The 16,619-nt window shown below is 40.3% G+C and carries 12 protein-coding genes; 2 read left to right on the top strand and 10 right to left on the bottom strand.

Going from position 1 to position 16,619, the window contains the following annotated elements; all coding sequences use genetic code 11:
* Positions 1 to 34: 34 nt before the first annotated feature.
* From PHT93_RS08430 to PHT93_RS08410, 5 genes are all read right to left on the bottom strand, one after another.
* Positions 35 to 2,503 carry a glycoside hydrolase family 127 protein gene (locus PHT93_RS08430; protein ID WP_300241751.1) on the bottom strand — a complete coding sequence of 823 codons (2,469 nt, stop codon included), beginning with the start codon at positions 2,501 to 2,503 and terminating at the stop codon, positions 35 to 37.
* Positions 2,504 to 2,614: 111 nt separating this feature from the next.
* Positions 2,615 to 4,174, bottom strand: a complete 1,560-nt coding sequence (locus tag PHT93_RS08425) for an FAD-dependent protein (RefSeq protein ID WP_300241748.1) — start codon at positions 4,172 to 4,174, stop codon at positions 2,615 to 2,617.
* A 36-nt stretch (positions 4,175 to 4,210) separates the two neighbouring features.
* Complete coding sequence (gene radA, locus PHT93_RS08420) at positions 4,211 to 5,584, bottom strand: DNA repair protein RadA (RefSeq protein WP_300241745.1); 1,374 nt, start codon at positions 5,582 to 5,584, stop codon at positions 4,211 to 4,213.
* An 89-nt stretch (positions 5,585 to 5,673) separates the two neighbouring features.
* Positions 5,674 to 6,513 carry a twin-arginine translocase subunit TatC gene (tatC, locus tag PHT93_RS08415; protein WP_300241743.1) on the bottom strand — a complete coding sequence of 280 codons (840 nt, stop codon included), beginning with the start codon at positions 6,511 to 6,513 and terminating at the stop codon, positions 5,674 to 5,676.
* 11 nt (positions 6,514 to 6,524) lie between these two features.
* Positions 6,525 to 6,719, bottom strand: a complete 195-nt coding sequence (locus PHT93_RS08410) for a twin-arginine translocase TatA/TatE family subunit (RefSeq protein ID WP_300241741.1) — start codon at positions 6,717 to 6,719, stop codon at positions 6,525 to 6,527.
* 172 nt (positions 6,720 to 6,891) lie between these two features.
* On the opposite strand from PHT93_RS08410, the gene fabD reads away from it, so the two are divergent.
* Positions 6,892 to 7,773, top strand: coding sequence for an ACP S-malonyltransferase (gene fabD, locus PHT93_RS08405; protein ID WP_300241738.1), 882 nt, complete (start codon positions 6,892 to 6,894; stop codon positions 7,771 to 7,773).
* Positions 7,774 to 7,897: 124 nt separating this feature from the next.
* Here the strand turns inward: fabD and PHT93_RS08400 are convergent, their stop codons facing one another.
* From PHT93_RS08400 to PHT93_RS08380, 5 genes are all read right to left on the bottom strand, one after another.
* A complete protein-coding gene (locus PHT93_RS08400) occupies positions 7,898 to 8,902 on the bottom strand; it encodes a M20/M25/M40 family metallo-hydrolase (protein WP_300241735.1) in 1,005 nt (334 codons plus the stop codon).
* Between the two features lie 183 nt (positions 8,903 to 9,085).
* Positions 9,086 to 9,247 (bottom strand): hypothetical protein, encoded by a 162-nt coding sequence (locus tag PHT93_RS08395; protein WP_300241733.1) that lies wholly within the window; start codon positions 9,245 to 9,247, stop codon positions 9,086 to 9,088.
* Between the two features lie 188 nt (positions 9,248 to 9,435).
* Positions 9,436 to 10,212, bottom strand: coding sequence for a Cof-type HAD-IIB family hydrolase (locus PHT93_RS08390; protein WP_300241731.1), 777 nt, complete (start codon positions 10,210 to 10,212; stop codon positions 9,436 to 9,438).
* Positions 10,213 to 10,310: 98 nt separating this feature from the next.
* Entirely contained in the window at positions 10,311 to 13,871 is a 3,561-nt protein-coding gene (nifJ, locus tag PHT93_RS08385) for a pyruvate:ferredoxin (flavodoxin) oxidoreductase (RefSeq protein WP_300241729.1), read from the bottom strand.
* A 32-nt stretch (positions 13,872 to 13,903) separates the two neighbouring features.
* Positions 13,904 to 15,082: an AAA family ATPase gene (locus tag PHT93_RS08380; RefSeq protein WP_300241727.1), complete on the bottom strand. Its 1,179-nt coding sequence runs from the start codon at positions 15,080 to 15,082 to the stop codon at positions 13,904 to 13,906.
* Between the two features lie 192 nt (positions 15,083 to 15,274).
* On the opposite strand from PHT93_RS08380, the gene PHT93_RS08375 reads away from it, so the two are divergent.
* A complete protein-coding gene (locus PHT93_RS08375) occupies positions 15,275 to 16,561 on the top strand; it encodes a M64 family metallopeptidase (protein ID WP_300241724.1) in 1,287 nt (428 codons plus the stop codon).
* Positions 16,562 to 16,619: the final 58 nt, after the last annotated feature.

Below are 16,619 nucleotides of genomic sequence, written 5' to 3'. Positions count from 1 at the left end.
AAATCATCTTAGCTTTGATTATTATTTCAATTATTTAATTGACTCTCCATTCTATTATTCCGGCGGAATATCCTTTTCGTCCGACTTCAACTACCTGAGGCCCTTTTTCATCCGTTGACACATCGGTATCCGGACGTTGTAACTGCGCTACAATTTTCAATTCTGTTGTCGTCACAGGCTTAAATGCCACCTTATTATATTTATCCAATTCTGTTCCATAGGGTGCGGTATTTTCTACTTCTTTCCATTTATCTCCAACTTTATATAATAATTTCCAGGATTCTGGAGCTTTGTAGATTACATCATAATGTTCAAAGGCCAACCAATAAACTTCCACACTTGAAACGGTCTGAGGTTTATCAAACCGGTAACCTACAGATTCTTCCGTTCCCGCTTTTAACCACCAATAATGATAGGGGGTATTTATATCTGCAGAAGATTTGGGTTCAAATAAATCATTCATCCCCCAGCCATCTATTTGTTCGCCTTTTGAAGCAATCGTAGGTTCGGCTTCCGGAATTGCATATTCAGGAGCTTCCGGCGTCCAAACGACCAACTGACTACGTCCTCTGTTATTCCAGGTACTATATGGTATAGCCTTAAATTTAACGGAAGTTTCTTCCAACTGTCCGTTTTCTTTATTTTCTGTTACCCTGTAAGCATCTCCACGAAGTACAGTGACCCCATTTAACAAGTCTTTTTCGTACGTGGATTCAATCTTTGCATCACGAGGAATCACCATATCGAATACATAGTCTTTGTCTTGATCAACACCTTCTAATGCATATACAATAGGGCCACGTTCCATGGATAATAAACCTTTATCATATTCGACTTTCTCATTTGCCTGAACACGTCTTACCGGCATATCCATCTGAATAGAAATAATATCGCCGGGTTTCCATGTACGTTCAACAACCGCATAGCCTACTCTGAACCGGCGTTTAACATCTTTACCATTTACTTTGATACTGACCTGAGATTTTTTATTATCAACATATTTATACAGATCAGTCGGTACGGGCTGATTCTTTGCCCATCCCGGGATACGCAATAACAAACAAAAGTCCGCTACCTCCGAAGGATTAACAGCAAGTTCCACATTTCCATCCCATGGATAGTTTGTCTTCTGCACAAGTTCGATCTCATTCCCCTCAATGGTCAATTTACTATTTCCTGCCACATACATATTTACATAAATATCTTTCTTATTTGTAGCATAAACATATCCTGGAACAGAAGCCATAAAACGAGTCACATTGCCAGGACAACAAGCACAACCAAACCAAGGGGCACGTTCGGCATGACCATCCGAAGCCAACGGATTATCGTAAAAGAATTTGTCACCGCTCAATGAAACACCGGAGATCAACCCGTTATAAAGCGTTCTTTCCATCACATCTACATATTTAGAATCTCCCGTTGCAAGAAACATACGTTGATTCCAATACACATTTGCAATAGAAGCACACGTTTCGCAATAATTATTAAAATTATTCAACTCATAATCCGGGCCAAAACCCTCTCCCTGCGCTCTGGATCCTATTCCACCTGTAATATAAAGTTTTCGTCCCGCCATGTTATCCCAAACACGTTTAACGGCAGCAAACAATGTTGTATTATGTTGTATAGAAGCCACATCTGTGACACCTGAATAAAGATAGCCGGCTCGAACCGCATGACCAACAATTTCAGTTTGCTGCAATATTGGCATGTGATCCTGACTGTATTTACTCAAACGATGTCCGTCCGTACCTCGCCCTGTTTCATCTACAAAGTAACGCGCCATATCGAGATACTTTTGTTCATTCGTAATATTGTATAGTTTTACCAATGCCATCTCAATAATCGGATGCCCCGAAGGAACATGTTTCTGCCCCTCATTCGGACCGAACACCTCGCATACCAGATCTGCGTTTTTCAATGCCACATCCAATAAAGTCCGCTTACCGGTCGCCTTATAATGAGCTACAGCAGCTTCATATAAATGTCCGCTATTATATAATTCATGACTATTAATCTTTTCCCATCTTGATTTTCCCCACCAACCGGAAAGACGCGTACAATTATTCGTAACGCAGGTCGTAAGGTAGCCATCAGGCTCTTGTGCGGCAGCAATAAGCGTAATCACGCTATCCAGATAAGCATCTAATTTTTCATCATACTTAACAGCCAATGAATAAGATGCTCCTTCAATAATTTTATACGGATCGGTATCATCAAACGAAAAATCACCTTTATGTTCTCCTTTAATCAGACCTCCGGCCAAAGCAAAATTATCAAATCGCCCATTAATCTTACATTGGTGAAATGCAGAAGGGATGGAAACGGTTCTATTAATCTCCATCCTGGGTAGCCAAAAGTTATCTGTTAAATGTACATCAGTAAAGGAAACTTCTTTTATCTCCCCAAGTTGAACAGTTGGAGATTCTTCTTCTGTAACGCTACTGCATGCAGTAACAAACAGGGACACAAAAAACAAAAACAGCTCTTTCTTTTTCATGGATTAAAATAAATATATTAGCACTTACTTATTGTATTTAAAATAAAGATAAGTAAAAGTACAATATAAGTGTATTTAATCCACTTTATTAAAAAAGAAATATCAAAAAAATCACGATTTCAGATAAGTTGCCACTCCCTCTGCGCAGCGTTCTCCATCTATCGCGGCAGAAACGATACCTCCGGCATAGCCTGCTCCTTCGCCACAAGGGAATAATCCTTTTATGGTAAGGTGTTGATAAGAGTCTCTGTCACGGACAATTCTGACGGGCGACGAAGTCCTTGTTTCTACGCCTATCATTACAGCTTCGTTGGTTAAGAACCCGTTTGATGTTTTGCCGAATGTCCGGAATCCGTCTTTCAGTCTGGTAGTGATAAATTCCGGCATCCATTTGTTCAGGTCGGAGGTTATAAGTCCCGGACTATAGGAGGTGGATGGTAAATCTTTTGAAATGCGCCCCGCTACGAAATCCGACATACGTTGCGCCGGTGCTGTCTGCATCTGATTGGCTTCCAACCAGCATTTTTTCTCCAGATCTTCTTGCAGTTTCATCAATGCCAGCTCTTTGTATTTGGCATATTGAGGAAAATCTTCGGGATGTATTTCTACAACCATACCGGAGTTTGCCCATTTCGAACCACGGTTAGCTGGCGACATACCGTTTACTACTAACTGTTCAGGAGCACTTCCCGCGGGAACAACGAATCCACCCGGACACATACAAAAGGAATAAACACCGCGGTCTTTTACCTGCGTTACCATGCTGTATTCTGCTGCCGGAAGATACTCTCCTCTACCCTCCTTATTATGATATTGAATCTGATCAATCAAAAGTTGCGGGTGCTCTAATCGTATGCCCATTGCAAGTCCTTTCGCTTCAACAGGTATCTTATTATTGTATAAGTAATAATAAACATCACGAGCGGAATGTCCGGTTGCCAGAATTACCGGCCCCATAAATTCCTGTCCGGTATTGGTTTGTACACCGACTACTTTTCCGTCTGAGAGAATCAGCCCGTCCATACGTGTCTGAAAATGAACTTCTCCTCCACAGTCAATAATGCGGTTTCTGATTTTCTCGATTACGCTTGGCAGTTTATCCGTACCGATATGTGGATGGGCATCAGCAAGTATTGCGGGATTAGCGCCGTGTTGACAGAACACATTCAGTATTTTATCTACTGACCCCCGCTTCTTACTACGAGTATAAAGTTTACCGTCAGAATAAGCCCCTGCCCCGCCTTCACCAAAACAGTAATTGGATTCCCCGTGAATACGATGTTCTTTTGCGATTAGGGAAACATCTTTTCTACGCTCACGCACGTTTTTACCTCTCTCTAAGACAATCGGACGAAGCCCTAATTCAATCAAACGCAAAGCTGCAAAAAGTCCGCCGGGACCCGCACCAACGACGACAACAGAATTTGCTCCGGACACATCCTTATATTCGACAGATTCAAATTCAGGCTCTGTAGGTAGTTCATCAATAAATACGCGTAGTTTAACATTGACAAAAATGGTACGTTGACGAGCATCGATCGACCTTTTAATCACCCGAACTGCCTGAATGGATTGAATTGACGCACCTGATTCACGAGCGGCTACAAGTTTTAAAGCATCTTCATTGGCCGCTTCTTGCGGTAATATTCGGAGTTGTAATTCTTTTATCATATAATTTCTTTCGATTCATTCTGAGTATATAACAAATCAACCGAACAATTGTCTGAAAGCTTCTTCTACTTTTTTCACCTGCACGATCTGGATCTTGCATTTTGACGTATCAAAACCTTTCAAATTATTGTACGGTATGAGGATTCGGTTAAATCCTAATTTCTCGGCTTCTGAGATACGCTGTTCAATACGGTTTACCGGACGGATTTCACCAGAAAGCCCAACTTCTCCTGCCATACAAACGCCTTGCTCTATCGCAATATCTAAACTGGATGAGAGAATAGAGCTGATGACTGCCAAATCAATTGCAGGATCATTCACTTTCAAACCTCCGGCAATATTCAGGAAAACGTCTTTTTGCGCCAACTTAAAACCTGCCCGTTTCTCAAGAACAGCAAGAAGCATATTCATTCTTCTCAGATCAAAGCCCGTGGCACTTCGTTGCGGATTTCCGTAAACAGCAGAACTAACCAACGCCTGCGTTTCAATCAGAAAAGGACGAATGCCCTCTATGGCAGCAGCTATCGAAACCCCGCTCAATCCTTCATGATTCTGTGTCAACAATAACTCGGAAGGATTACTCACCTCACGCAATCCATTCTGGCGCATCTCGTAAATACCCAGTTCGGCCGTACTACCGAAACGGTTTTTTATACTACGCAAGATACGATACATATAATGTTGATCTCCCTCGAACTGTAATACCGTATCCACAATATGTTCCAACACTTTCGGACCGGCAATACTACCTTCCTTATTAATATGCCCGATCAATAACACCGGAACACCACTTTCTTTCGCGTATTTCAATATCGCAGCACTACATTCACGCACTTGCGAAACACTTCCCGGAGAAGACTCGATAAGTTCCGTAAATACAGTTTGGATAGAGTCAATAATCAACAATTCAGGCTGTACATTCTGCGCCTGTACAAATATCTGTTCAAGATTCGTTTCGCAAAGGATAAAGCAATCCGGATTATCATGCTCCATACGGTCAGCACGGAGTTTTAACTGTCTGCTACTCTCCTCACCGGAAACATAAAGCGTTTTTATCCCTTTCAGGCGAAGCACAGTTTGCAACACCAGAGTTGATTTCCCAATACCCGGCTCTCCTCCGATAAGAATAAGCGAACCTTTCACCAAACCACCTCCCAAGACACGGTTAAGCTCTCCATCCTGCAAATCCAAACGGACTTCCTCCTGAGACGTTATATCACGAAGAAGCACGGGTTTTACTTTTTCTTTATCCTGCAAACCCGGTATAACTAATTTCTTACCCGTAGATTCTCTAACTGCAATCTCCTCAACATACGAATTCCATGCTCCACAAGAAGGACATTTCCCAATCCATTTCGGAGAATCCGCTCCACAGTTAGAGCAGACATATATTGTCTTTGCCTTTGCCATCTTATCAAATTTGATGTAAAGGTAGAAAAAAAAGAGAGGCAAGCCTATGGGCTAAACCTCTCTCCTATTTCTTCATTCCGTATTTCCTCTTATGCATTCACCGGCTCCTGAGTAGAATCATCTTCTTCCTCATCTTCATCTTCTTTCGGTGCTTTCTTAACAAAGAAGGCACTCAATTCATACAATCCATACAATGGGAAGAATACAATACCCAACGTAAACGGATCACTACTTGGAGTAATAAACGCAGCCCCAACCAACAAGAATACAACTGCATGTCGCCTGTATTTATGGAAGAAAGAACGGTTAATAAGTCCAAGTTTAGATAATAACCAGGATACCAATGGCATTTCAAAAACAACTCCCATAATAAAGATCAACATATAGAAATTATCCATATATGACTCTAAAGAAACCCGTTCTTCTATTGCCGCACTTAACTGGTAAGTTGCCAAAAAACGCAGGGTCATCGGAAAGACCATAAAATATCCCACTGCACATCCGAGAAAGAACATCATCGTTCCGAATGTAAATACCCAACGAATATTTTTTTTCTCGTTTTCGTATAATGCCGGACTGACAAATTTCCAAACTTCATACATCAGGTATGGAAATGTCAGCAACAAAGCAAGCCAGAAAGATGTGGTCATATGGGTAAAAAACTGAGAAGCCAGTTTTATATTCATTATCTCCACATGATAAGACTGGTTGCAAAAATCCGGCAAAACGGAAGTCAGAGAACTAACTTTACATAACATTTTAAATGTCACAAAGTCAGCAGTGGTTGGTGCTAACACCACCTTATCAAACAGATAAGGCATAAAGGCAAATCCTGCAATCGCAAAAATGAACAGCGCTAAGATGGCACGAAAAAGAGTCCAACGAAGTTCTTCCAGGTGATCCCAGAATGACATTTCTTCTTGTTGCATCTTTCCTCGTTTTATTTCTTGTCTGTATCGTCTATTTTAATGTCGTCTTCCAATCCCTTAACACCATCTTTGAAGTTTCTTACTCCCTTACCGATGCCCTTCATCAGTTCAGGAATTTTCTTACCTCCAAAAAGTAAAAGAACAATGATCGCAATGATGATAATTTCACCTGTTCCCAGATTACCGATAAATAATAAGTCGTTCATGATATAAATTATTAAATTGTTAATATTTCTTTCCAATCAGACAATAAGCACTGATAAAAGAGCTTCCTGACAAAGGCAAAGATACAATATGTAATGATTTACACCCAATCTATTCCAAAATTATTACCTTTGCGGCGTCTTAAAAATCTGAAATTAGAAAAAGATTAGAAATATGAAAGCGTATGTATTTCCCGGTCAGGGAGCCCAGTTCGTTGGTATGGGCAAAGACCTTTATGACAACAACCCATTGGCTAAAGAACTTTTTGAAAAGGCAAATGAGGTATTAGGTTTCCGTATTACAGACTTGATGTTTGACGGTACGGACGAAGATCTGAAACAAACAAAAGTAACACAACCTGCCATCTTCCTGCATTCAGTTATTCTGGCTAAAACATTAGGAGATGAGTTCCAGCCCGATATGGTTGCCGGACACTCTCTGGGCGAATTTTCAGCACTTACGGCCGCTGGATCTCTGTCTTTTGAGGATGGACTGTCATTAGTATATAAACGTGCGCTTGCAATGCAGAAAGCATGTGAAGCTTCTCCTTCAACTATGGCAGCGGTATTAGGCTTACCGGATGAAAAAGTGGAAGAAATCTGTGCTTCTATCAGTGGCGAAGTAGTTGTTCCTGCCAATTACAACTGTCCGGGACAGATCGTTATCTCAGGCACAAACGAAGGCATTGATGCGGCTTGCGAAAAGATGTTGGCAGCCGGAGCTAAACGTGCTCTAAAATTAAAAGTAGGTGGCGCGTTTCACTCCCCATTGATGGAACCGGCTCGCGCAGAATTAGCTGAAGCGATTAAAAACACAACAATAAAAGCGCCGGTTTGTCCCATTTATCAAAACGTAACAGCGAAACCGGAATCAAATCCGGAAGTAATCAAAACAAACCTTGTAGCTCAGCTTACCGCTCCGGTACGTTGGACGCAAACTGTTGAAAATATGATTGCTGGTGGTGCAGATCATTTTATTGAACTCGGACCAGGCGCCGTTTTGCAAGGCTTGGTTAAGAAAGTTAACAAAGAAGTACAGACAGAAGGTCGCAGCTAAGCTTGTAAAAAAACGAGATCGACTGTTTACATAAAAAATCTCCTTTATTTTTTCTTCGGATTGTGTTCAAAAGAAAAAACAAAGGAGATTTTCATATAAGACTTTAAGTCTTTATTACGACTCCTTAATACGTGGACTCATTAGCTAAGTTCCATAAGTTCAAATAAGCCGCTTTTGTTATATCAACTAATTTATTCCAATTTATCTTTTCTACATGATCACTTGGCATATGATAGTCCGGATGGCCATCGGTATGATACCAGATAACAGGAATATTCAGCCGGGCAAATGATGCATTATCACTTCCTCCGACAGGTTTATCCCATGGACGGTAGTTCGGTGTAAGGTTTAGTTTATACTTTATAATATCATTCTTCAACCAATCGCCAAACACAGGATGAGCTTCCGTATAAAAATAAACAACATGTGTAGGGTTGGCTTCGTCATTATTTCGCCCGATCATGTCAAAATTAAGATAACCTTTCACCAGCTTCATTTGGGGAAAGTTTTGCGTAAAATATTTAGAACCGAGCAATCCTTTTTCTTCACCATCCCAGAACGCAAAAACAATAGTTCGTTCCGGCTGTACTCCGGATGCAACAAAAGCACGCGCTATTTGCAATACCGCAGATACTCCCGATGCATTATCGTCTGCTCCGTTATAAATCTGATCCCCATCCAACATCGGGTCAAAACCTAAATGATCATAGTGCGCCCCGACAATAACATATTCATCTTTATTTTTCCCTTCAATTTTTCCAAGCACATTCCGCATGGCTAAACGTTGATGTACCCCATTCTTTATTACAGCAATGGAATCCGGATCAACTTGAAAACGTTGCCTTTTCTGACGCTCACGATTATAAACTTCGAATGGTTGAAAATAACTGTCGTTAAGAGGAGATATTCCCAGTTGTTTTAATGTAGAAACAATATAATTACCCGCGATTCGTCCTCCCTGAAAACCGGCTTCGCGTCCTTCAAGTTCATCGTCCGCAAGAAAAGAAATATGTGCTTCAGCAGTCTGTTTATTAATACATTGTAATCCTTGTTCTTTGGGAGCTTGTGCCTGTAAAACAAAATTCAGGCAGAGAGATAAAGCGATTAAGCTAATTGCTTTCCTATACATATATTCATTAATTTATTTCCGTAAAGATAGTGATTTCTAAAAATAAGGGCATAAAAAAAAGGCCTCTCTTCGCTCCTATTCGCGATGAAAGCCTCTCCTATTCATTCTCTTACCATTCCATAACGGACGGTGGTAAGAGATACATCATGTTTATAACTCTAATTCTTGTAAATGTAGTTTTGATTAATTCTCAACTACGTCTGCTTCTAATTCGCTCATTAAGCGACGGATCTTTGCATTGATTCGTTGACTCATTGAACCGTTACCAACTAACTGGTATCTGTTTGCCTGATAACGCAACATCGCTAAAGTCCGCAGACTGTCTTCATTCTTTCTTGTCATCATTTTTTTAATTTTTAATCCCCTCTCTCTTGAAGGGTATTGGTTAATAATAGATAAACTAAACAATTCTTTTTCCTTATTACACTGCAAAGATAAGATATATGTTTTAAAACACATAATTAAGCAGCAACAAAATGCGATTAGTTATATATTTTTAACACAAAACAGAATATATTTATCGCATAAAAACACTAAACAACACCCATATCCTTCAACGCTTTAAGGATTCCATCGTTGTCAACTGTATCTGTCACATAATCCGCAACCCTTTTCACTTCTTCTTCAGCATTTCCCATCGCAATGCCCACACCAACATGCTTCAACATTTCAATATCATTACCTCCATCACCAAAAGCCATCGTTTCCTGAGGAGTTATACCGTAGTTTTCCAATAATTTATCGATGCCTACGCTCTTATTACTTCCTTTAGGAACGACATCGGTAAACAACGGCGACCAACGTGTCGATTCACTTCCGGGAAGCACTTGCATTATTCTTTCTTCCTGATGTTCTTCAAAAAAAGCGATCAACTGATATACGTCATCCTTAGGCAGATCTTTCAGATTTCCGGAAGGAGGTTCGGGGAAATTAAGCATATCTAATATTTGTTGTACCTTTTCATTTTTATAATTCATCAACATACTGTTTTCCTGAACTAAAATGCAAGGGAAAGATTCTGTGTTTTCCAGATAATCCAACAACGATTCAATGTCAGAAACAGGGATCTTATGTTTGTAAACAGCCTCTCCCTTTTCATCAATACAGTAACTTCCGTTCATAGTTACAAAACCGTCAAATTTTTCATTTCCGAGATTATTAATTGCCAGTAGATGTCGTCCGGTTGCTATAAAAACCTTTATACCTTTTTGTCTTACTAAAGCCAAAGCGTCGATGGTTGATTGGGGAATCCGATGCGTATTGAAACTTACTAAAGTTCCATCTATATCAAAAAAAATTGCTTTTATCATATTTATTGAAATAATACTGCAAAGGTACTGTTTTAAGCAGAGATAAAAAAAGCGATGACCAATCAGATCATCGCTTTTAATAGATATGTAATACGTGATTAAGCTTCTGTAGGAACTTCAACCACCCACTCTTGTTGAGCTAAACGTTTGTAGTTATTATATCTCCATTGTGCATTTTTCTTTGCAGCAGCGAAGAGTTCAGCAGCTTCTGCTGGATACTGCTTCATCACAGATGAGTAACGAACTTCACCTTTCAGGAAGGGTTCAAAGCCATCCCATTTAGGCTCCTTGCTATCCAACGTAAACGGATTCTTACCTTCTGCTTCCAAGACTGGATTGTAACGCCACAAGTGCCAGTATCCACATGCTACGGCATCAGCTTGTTCTTGTTGACTCTTACCCATCCCTGCTCTTAGTCCGTGACTGATACATGGAGAGTATGCAATAATCAATGATGGTCCGTCATAAGCTTCTGCTTCACGAATTGCTTTCAATGTTTGAGCCTGGTCGGCACCCATTGCAATCTGAGCAACGTAAACATAGCCATAAGTTGTAGCCATCAGACCAAGGTCTTTTTTGCGAATACGTTTACCTGAAGCAGCAAACTTAGCAATAGCGCCAACAGGAGTTGCTTTTGAAGATTGACCACCGGTGTTAGAATACACTTCCGTATCCAAAACAAGGATGTTCACATTCTTTCCTGAAGCAATCACATGGTCAAGACCACCAAAACCAATATCATAAGAAGCACCGTCACCACCGATGATCCATTGAGATTTCTTGATCAGATATCCGCTTAAAGAAGCAAGTTCTTTGCAATAATCGCATTTCTCTGCCTCAGCGGTAACCAATGCCGTAATCTGAGGAGCCAGTTCTTTTGTTTTCTCAGCGTCATTCTGATTAGCGATCCATTCTTCGAACAGAGTTTTCGCTTCTTCCGGACAACCAGCTTCAATAGATTGCTTCATGATCTTTTCGATACGTTCGCGCATTTTTTCTACTGCAAGCGTCATACCTAAACCAAATTCAGCAAAATCTTCAAACAAAGAGTTAGCCCAAGCCGGACCATGTCCGTTTTCGTTTGTTGTATATGGAGTAGAAGGAACTGATCCGGAATAAATAGAAGAACAACCTGTTGCGTTAGCTACCATTTCACGGTCACCGAACAACTGAGTGATCAACTTAACATATGGAGTTTCACCACAACCGGAACATGCTCCTGAGAATTCAAACATTGGCGTAGCGAACTGAGAATTTTTCACATTGGCGTTCACATTTACCAAATGCTGTTTGCTCTTCACTTCTTCAGCGCAGTATTCCCATTTCGGCACCTCATTCAACTGAGTTTCCAGAGTTTCCATCTTCAACGCCTTACCTTGTTTGTTACCCGGACATACATCCACACAGTTACCACAACCAAGACAGTCTAAAACAGAAACCTGAATACGGAATTTCATTCCATCGAATTGTTTTCCGACAGCTTTCAACAAACCATCTTCAAACGGGGCCTTTGCCTGCTCTGTTTCATCCAAAACAAACGGACGAATACAAGCATGAGGACATACATAAGCACATTTATTACATTGAATACAGTTTTCGGAAGTCCATTCCGGCACAAAAGGAGCTACTCCACGCTTTTCGTACTGAGCCGTACCTTGTTGCCAAGTACCGTCTTCAATGCCAACGAATGTAGAAACAGGCAGTAAATCACCATCCTGTGCATTAATGACATTCACTACATTGCTGATAAATTCAGGATATTTAGCACCTTCAGCAGCGTCATCCGGAAGATTAGCCCATTCCGGTTTAACGTCCAGAACAGAATATTCACCACCACGATCTACTGCAGCATAGTTCTTATTAACGACATCTTCCCCTTTCTTACCGTAAGATTTAACGATGAATTTCTTCATCTGTTCAACAGCCAGATCTACAGGAATTACTTTCGTAATACGGAAAAATGCAGATTGAAGGATTGTATTTGTACGATTACCCAAACCGATTTCATAAGCGATTTGTGTAGCGTTAATATAATATACTGTGATATTCTTCTTCGCGAAATAACGTTTCACTTTATTCGGAAGATGTTTTTCCAATTCCTCTGCATTCCAGACGGTATTCAAAAGGAAAGTTCCGTTTTCACGAAGACCACGGGTCACATCATACATCTTCAAATATGCCTGAACGTGACAAGCCACGAAATTAGGCGTATTTACCAAATAAGTTGAACGGATAGGCGTATCCCCAAAACGAAGGTGAGAACAGGTAAAACCTCCTGATTTCTTAGAGTCGTATGAGAAATAAGCCTGACAATATTTATCCGTATTGTCACCGATGATCTTCACAGAGTTCTTGTTTGCACCAACCGTACCGTCAGCACCTAAACCATAGAACTTAGCTTCATACATTCCTTCACCTCCTAAAGCTATTTCTTCGCGTGGAGGAAGAGAGGTAAATGTAACATCATCAACAATACCTATTGTAAAGTTAGTCTTTGGTAAAGACAAACCGAGATTTTCATAAACAGAAAGAATTTGAGCCGGAGTAGTATCTTTAGAAGATAAACCGTAGCGTCCGCCAACAACAACCGGTGCATTTTCCTGGCCATAGAAGCAATCCTTAACATCTAAGTACAACGGTTCGCCGGTTGATCCGGGTTCTTTCGTACGGTCAAGTACAGCAATACGTTTAGCAGTCTTAGGAACCGCAGCAAGGAAATGTTTAGCAGAGAACGGACGATACAGGTGTACCGCAACCAAACCAACTTTTTCTCCCTGAGCAGTCAGATGGTCAATCGCTTCACGAATAGCCTCCGTTACAGAACCCATTGCAATGATTACACGGTCAGCATCTTCTGCTCCGTAATAGTCAAACAGCCCATATTTACGACCGGTGATTGCAGAAATCTCTTTCATATAATCTTCCACAATTGCAGGAACAGCATCGTAATATTTATTAGCAGATTCTCTGTGCTGGAAGAATACGTCCGGATTTTCAGCCATACCGCGAGCTACCGGATTTTCAGGGCTCAATGCACGACTACGGAATTCGGACAACGCCTTCTGATCAATCAGATGAGCCAATTCATCCTGTTCAATTGTTTCAATTTTCTGAATTTCGTGTGAGGTACGGAAACCGTCAAAGAAGTTCACAAACGGCACACGAGACTTGATTGTAGCCAAGTGAGCCACTGCCGATAAGTCCATCACTTCCTGAACAGAACCCTCAGCAAGCATAGCAAAACCGGTTTGTCTTGCAGCCATTACGTCCTGATGGTCGCCAAAGATAGACAATGCATGCGATGCTATAGTACGGGCAGACACATGGAATACGCACGGAAGCAGTTCTCCGGCAATCTTATACATATTAGGAATCATAAGCAACAAACCCTGCGAAGCAGTGTAAGTTGTTGTCAAAGCACCTGCCTGCAATGAGCCGTGTACTGCACCTGCAGCACCACCCTCTGATTGCATTTCCTGTACAAGAACAGTTTCTCCGAAAATATTTTTTCTTCCGGCGGCAGCCCACTCATCTACGTATTCTGCCATAGTAGAAGATGGGGTGATTGGATAGATCGCGGCAACTTCACTAAACATATATGAAATATGCGCAGCCGCCTGATTACCATCACAGGTTAAGAATTTCTTCTGTTTTGTCATTTTGAAATATATTTAAGTAACACTTATTTGTCTTAATAAAGAAAACCGAACAACCATAAAGGAATTACGTTCTCGTATCCGATTTCTACCTTTTCAACCGCATAAAAGATGTCCGGATTCGTCTTTCCTTTCAGGCTCTCTTCTATTTTAAACTGATGTTGTCTTTCTACAAGGAAGTGTGTGTTTTTCATTCCTACGTTTAACTTATTATCCTTGTGCACGACGTTATAAAAAAAAGTTTCCCGCAAAGCCTGATGGTTTACTGCCATCGGGCGTATCGGATACATCAGATTCGTATTGTTCATATAAACCTTAGCCGGTTTCTTCGGGAAACTATCCCCTTCGGGATAAAGCATATTCATTAAACGGGCATCAGTAAGATATTTAATATAGTTCATCACTGTAGCCCGACTGGTTTCAATTTCTTTACTTAATTGACTTACATTCGGAACACACGGGGCGCTGATTGCTAACAAATATAACAATTTTCTCAGCTTTGGAAGATAGCTCTGTTCAATCTGTTTAATATAAAGAACATCGACTTCCAGCATCATATTCATTGTTTTCAGCAAATTTTCCGAAAAATTACGTTTTTCCAGAAAAAAAGGATAATATCCGTGATGTAAATAGTCATGTAGAAAAGCCATTGGTTTAACTTCCGAACAAATTCGTTCCGCAATCTCTACATGATCTTTTAAGATTTCATCCAACGTAAACGATGGAAAAGACGTTCCTACCATCAGGTTTATATATTCCCGAAAAGAGAAACCTCTCAGATTATAAGACTTCACACAACCGGACAAATCCGGATTTTCCTCTTTCAATCGCATTACGGAAGAACCCGAGAAGACAATCCTGACATCCGGATAATTATCATAACAATAACGTAGTTCACGAGACCAGTCAGGGTATTTAAAAACCTGATCAATCAACAGCACCTTTCCGCCTTTAGCTCTGAATTCCGCCACAAAATCCACAAGTGATCGCTCGGTAAAATAAAAATGATTTAAATTAATATATAAACACTCCTTATTATTACACCCATAAAATTCACGGGCATACTCCAACAGAAATGTGGTCTTCCCTACTCCCCTCGACCCTTTAATACCTATTAAACGGTCATTCCAGTTTATCTCATCCATCAATTGACGGCGAACAGGAGAGGCAGTGTGTTCTAATAAATAATTATGTGTCCTATAAAATGCTTCCACAATGTAAATTATATACCGATTGCAAATATATTAAATTTATCCACATTGCAATACCGAGATAGCAATTTTTAGCAATTAACTATAATCCTAACTTTACAAAGAGATTAAACATTCTCTTTACAAATTCACACCTTATTCGGGTAAAAAAAACAAAAAGGCTACTTATCTTTGTTAGCAATAAAAGAAATAACAATGAAAACAAGATTCTTAACACTTCTTATTTTATGTACTTGTATAACGAATTGTTTTGCACAGGAAAAATTCAACAAGTATTTTGAGACTAAAACTTTGCGCGTTGATTTTGCATTGAGTGGTAATTCGGATTTCCAAACGGCCGCAATCGAACAAATGCGAGAAGAACCTACTTGGGGAGGTCCGGTCAAAAACCTGATTGATAAGTTTGGCTATGGGGGATATTATGTAAATATTTATGACAAAGAGAGCAACGAATTAATTTACTCTCGTGGGTTTAACACATTGTTTGAAGAATGGCTCAGCACGGATCAGGCAAAAGAAGAAACACAAGCCTGGACGAATGCTGTAACCGTTCCTTTCCCAAAGCAGAAAATCGTCTTTGAACTCACGGCAAGAGACAAAAAAGACATGCAGTTTCATACATTATTAAAGCAGACGATAGACCCTCAATCTATATTTATTGACAGGGGGGAGCTGAAGAAAAATCATGTTTTTTCAATTCTGAACAGTGGAAATTCTACAGAAAAGGTTGACCTCGTTTTTGTTGCCGAAGGATATACAGCTGCTGAACAGGATAAATTCAAGGCAGATGCACAACGTTTTGCAAAATCATTATTTTCAATCCCCCCTTACGATCAATGTAAAGATCAGTTCAACGTGTGGGGTGTGGGGGTAGTTTCCGAAGAGTCTGGAACAGATTCTTCAGGCAAGGGGATATATAAAAACACCGCATTAAATTCCGGCTATTATACATTTGGTTTAGATCGTTACCTGACAACACCAGACATTCGCTCTATCCGAAATGCCATTTGGAATGTTCCTTGTGATGCTATTTTTGTTTTGGTAAATGCGCAAACTTATGGCGGTGGCGGGATGTATAATTTCTATGCCATCGGAACGGCGGATAACGAAAGGACTTTGCACGTATTTGTACATGAATTCGGTCATAGTTTTGCCGGTTTAGCTGACGAGTATTTCTCATCTGAAGTGGCCTATAATGATTTCTACAATCTTGAATACGAGCCATGGGAACCGAATATTACCACCTTAAAAGAATTTGATAAGAAATGGAAAGATTTGCTACCGGCAAACACACCTGTACCTACTCCGCTAACCGATCAATACAAAGACAAAACGGGTGTTTTTGAAGGGGGAGGATACATCTCAAAAGGTATTTATCGGCCTGCAGATCATTGTATGATGCGCGATTATGCACCTTTCTGTCCTGCGTGCAGTCGGGCTATCCTCAGAATGATAAACTATTTCTGTGATAAGGAATATTGATCGGGACGAATAGAATTTTGAAAAGAAATAACTACTTTTGTGCGATTAATCTTTCATC

Source organism: Massilibacteroides sp. (assembly GCF_028705895.1).
GTDB lineage: Bacteria > Bacteroidota > Bacteroidia > Bacteroidales > Tannerellaceae > Massilibacteroides.
Note: the sequence above shows the minus strand (reverse complement) of the source record. Positions and strands in the feature narration are given on the sequence as shown.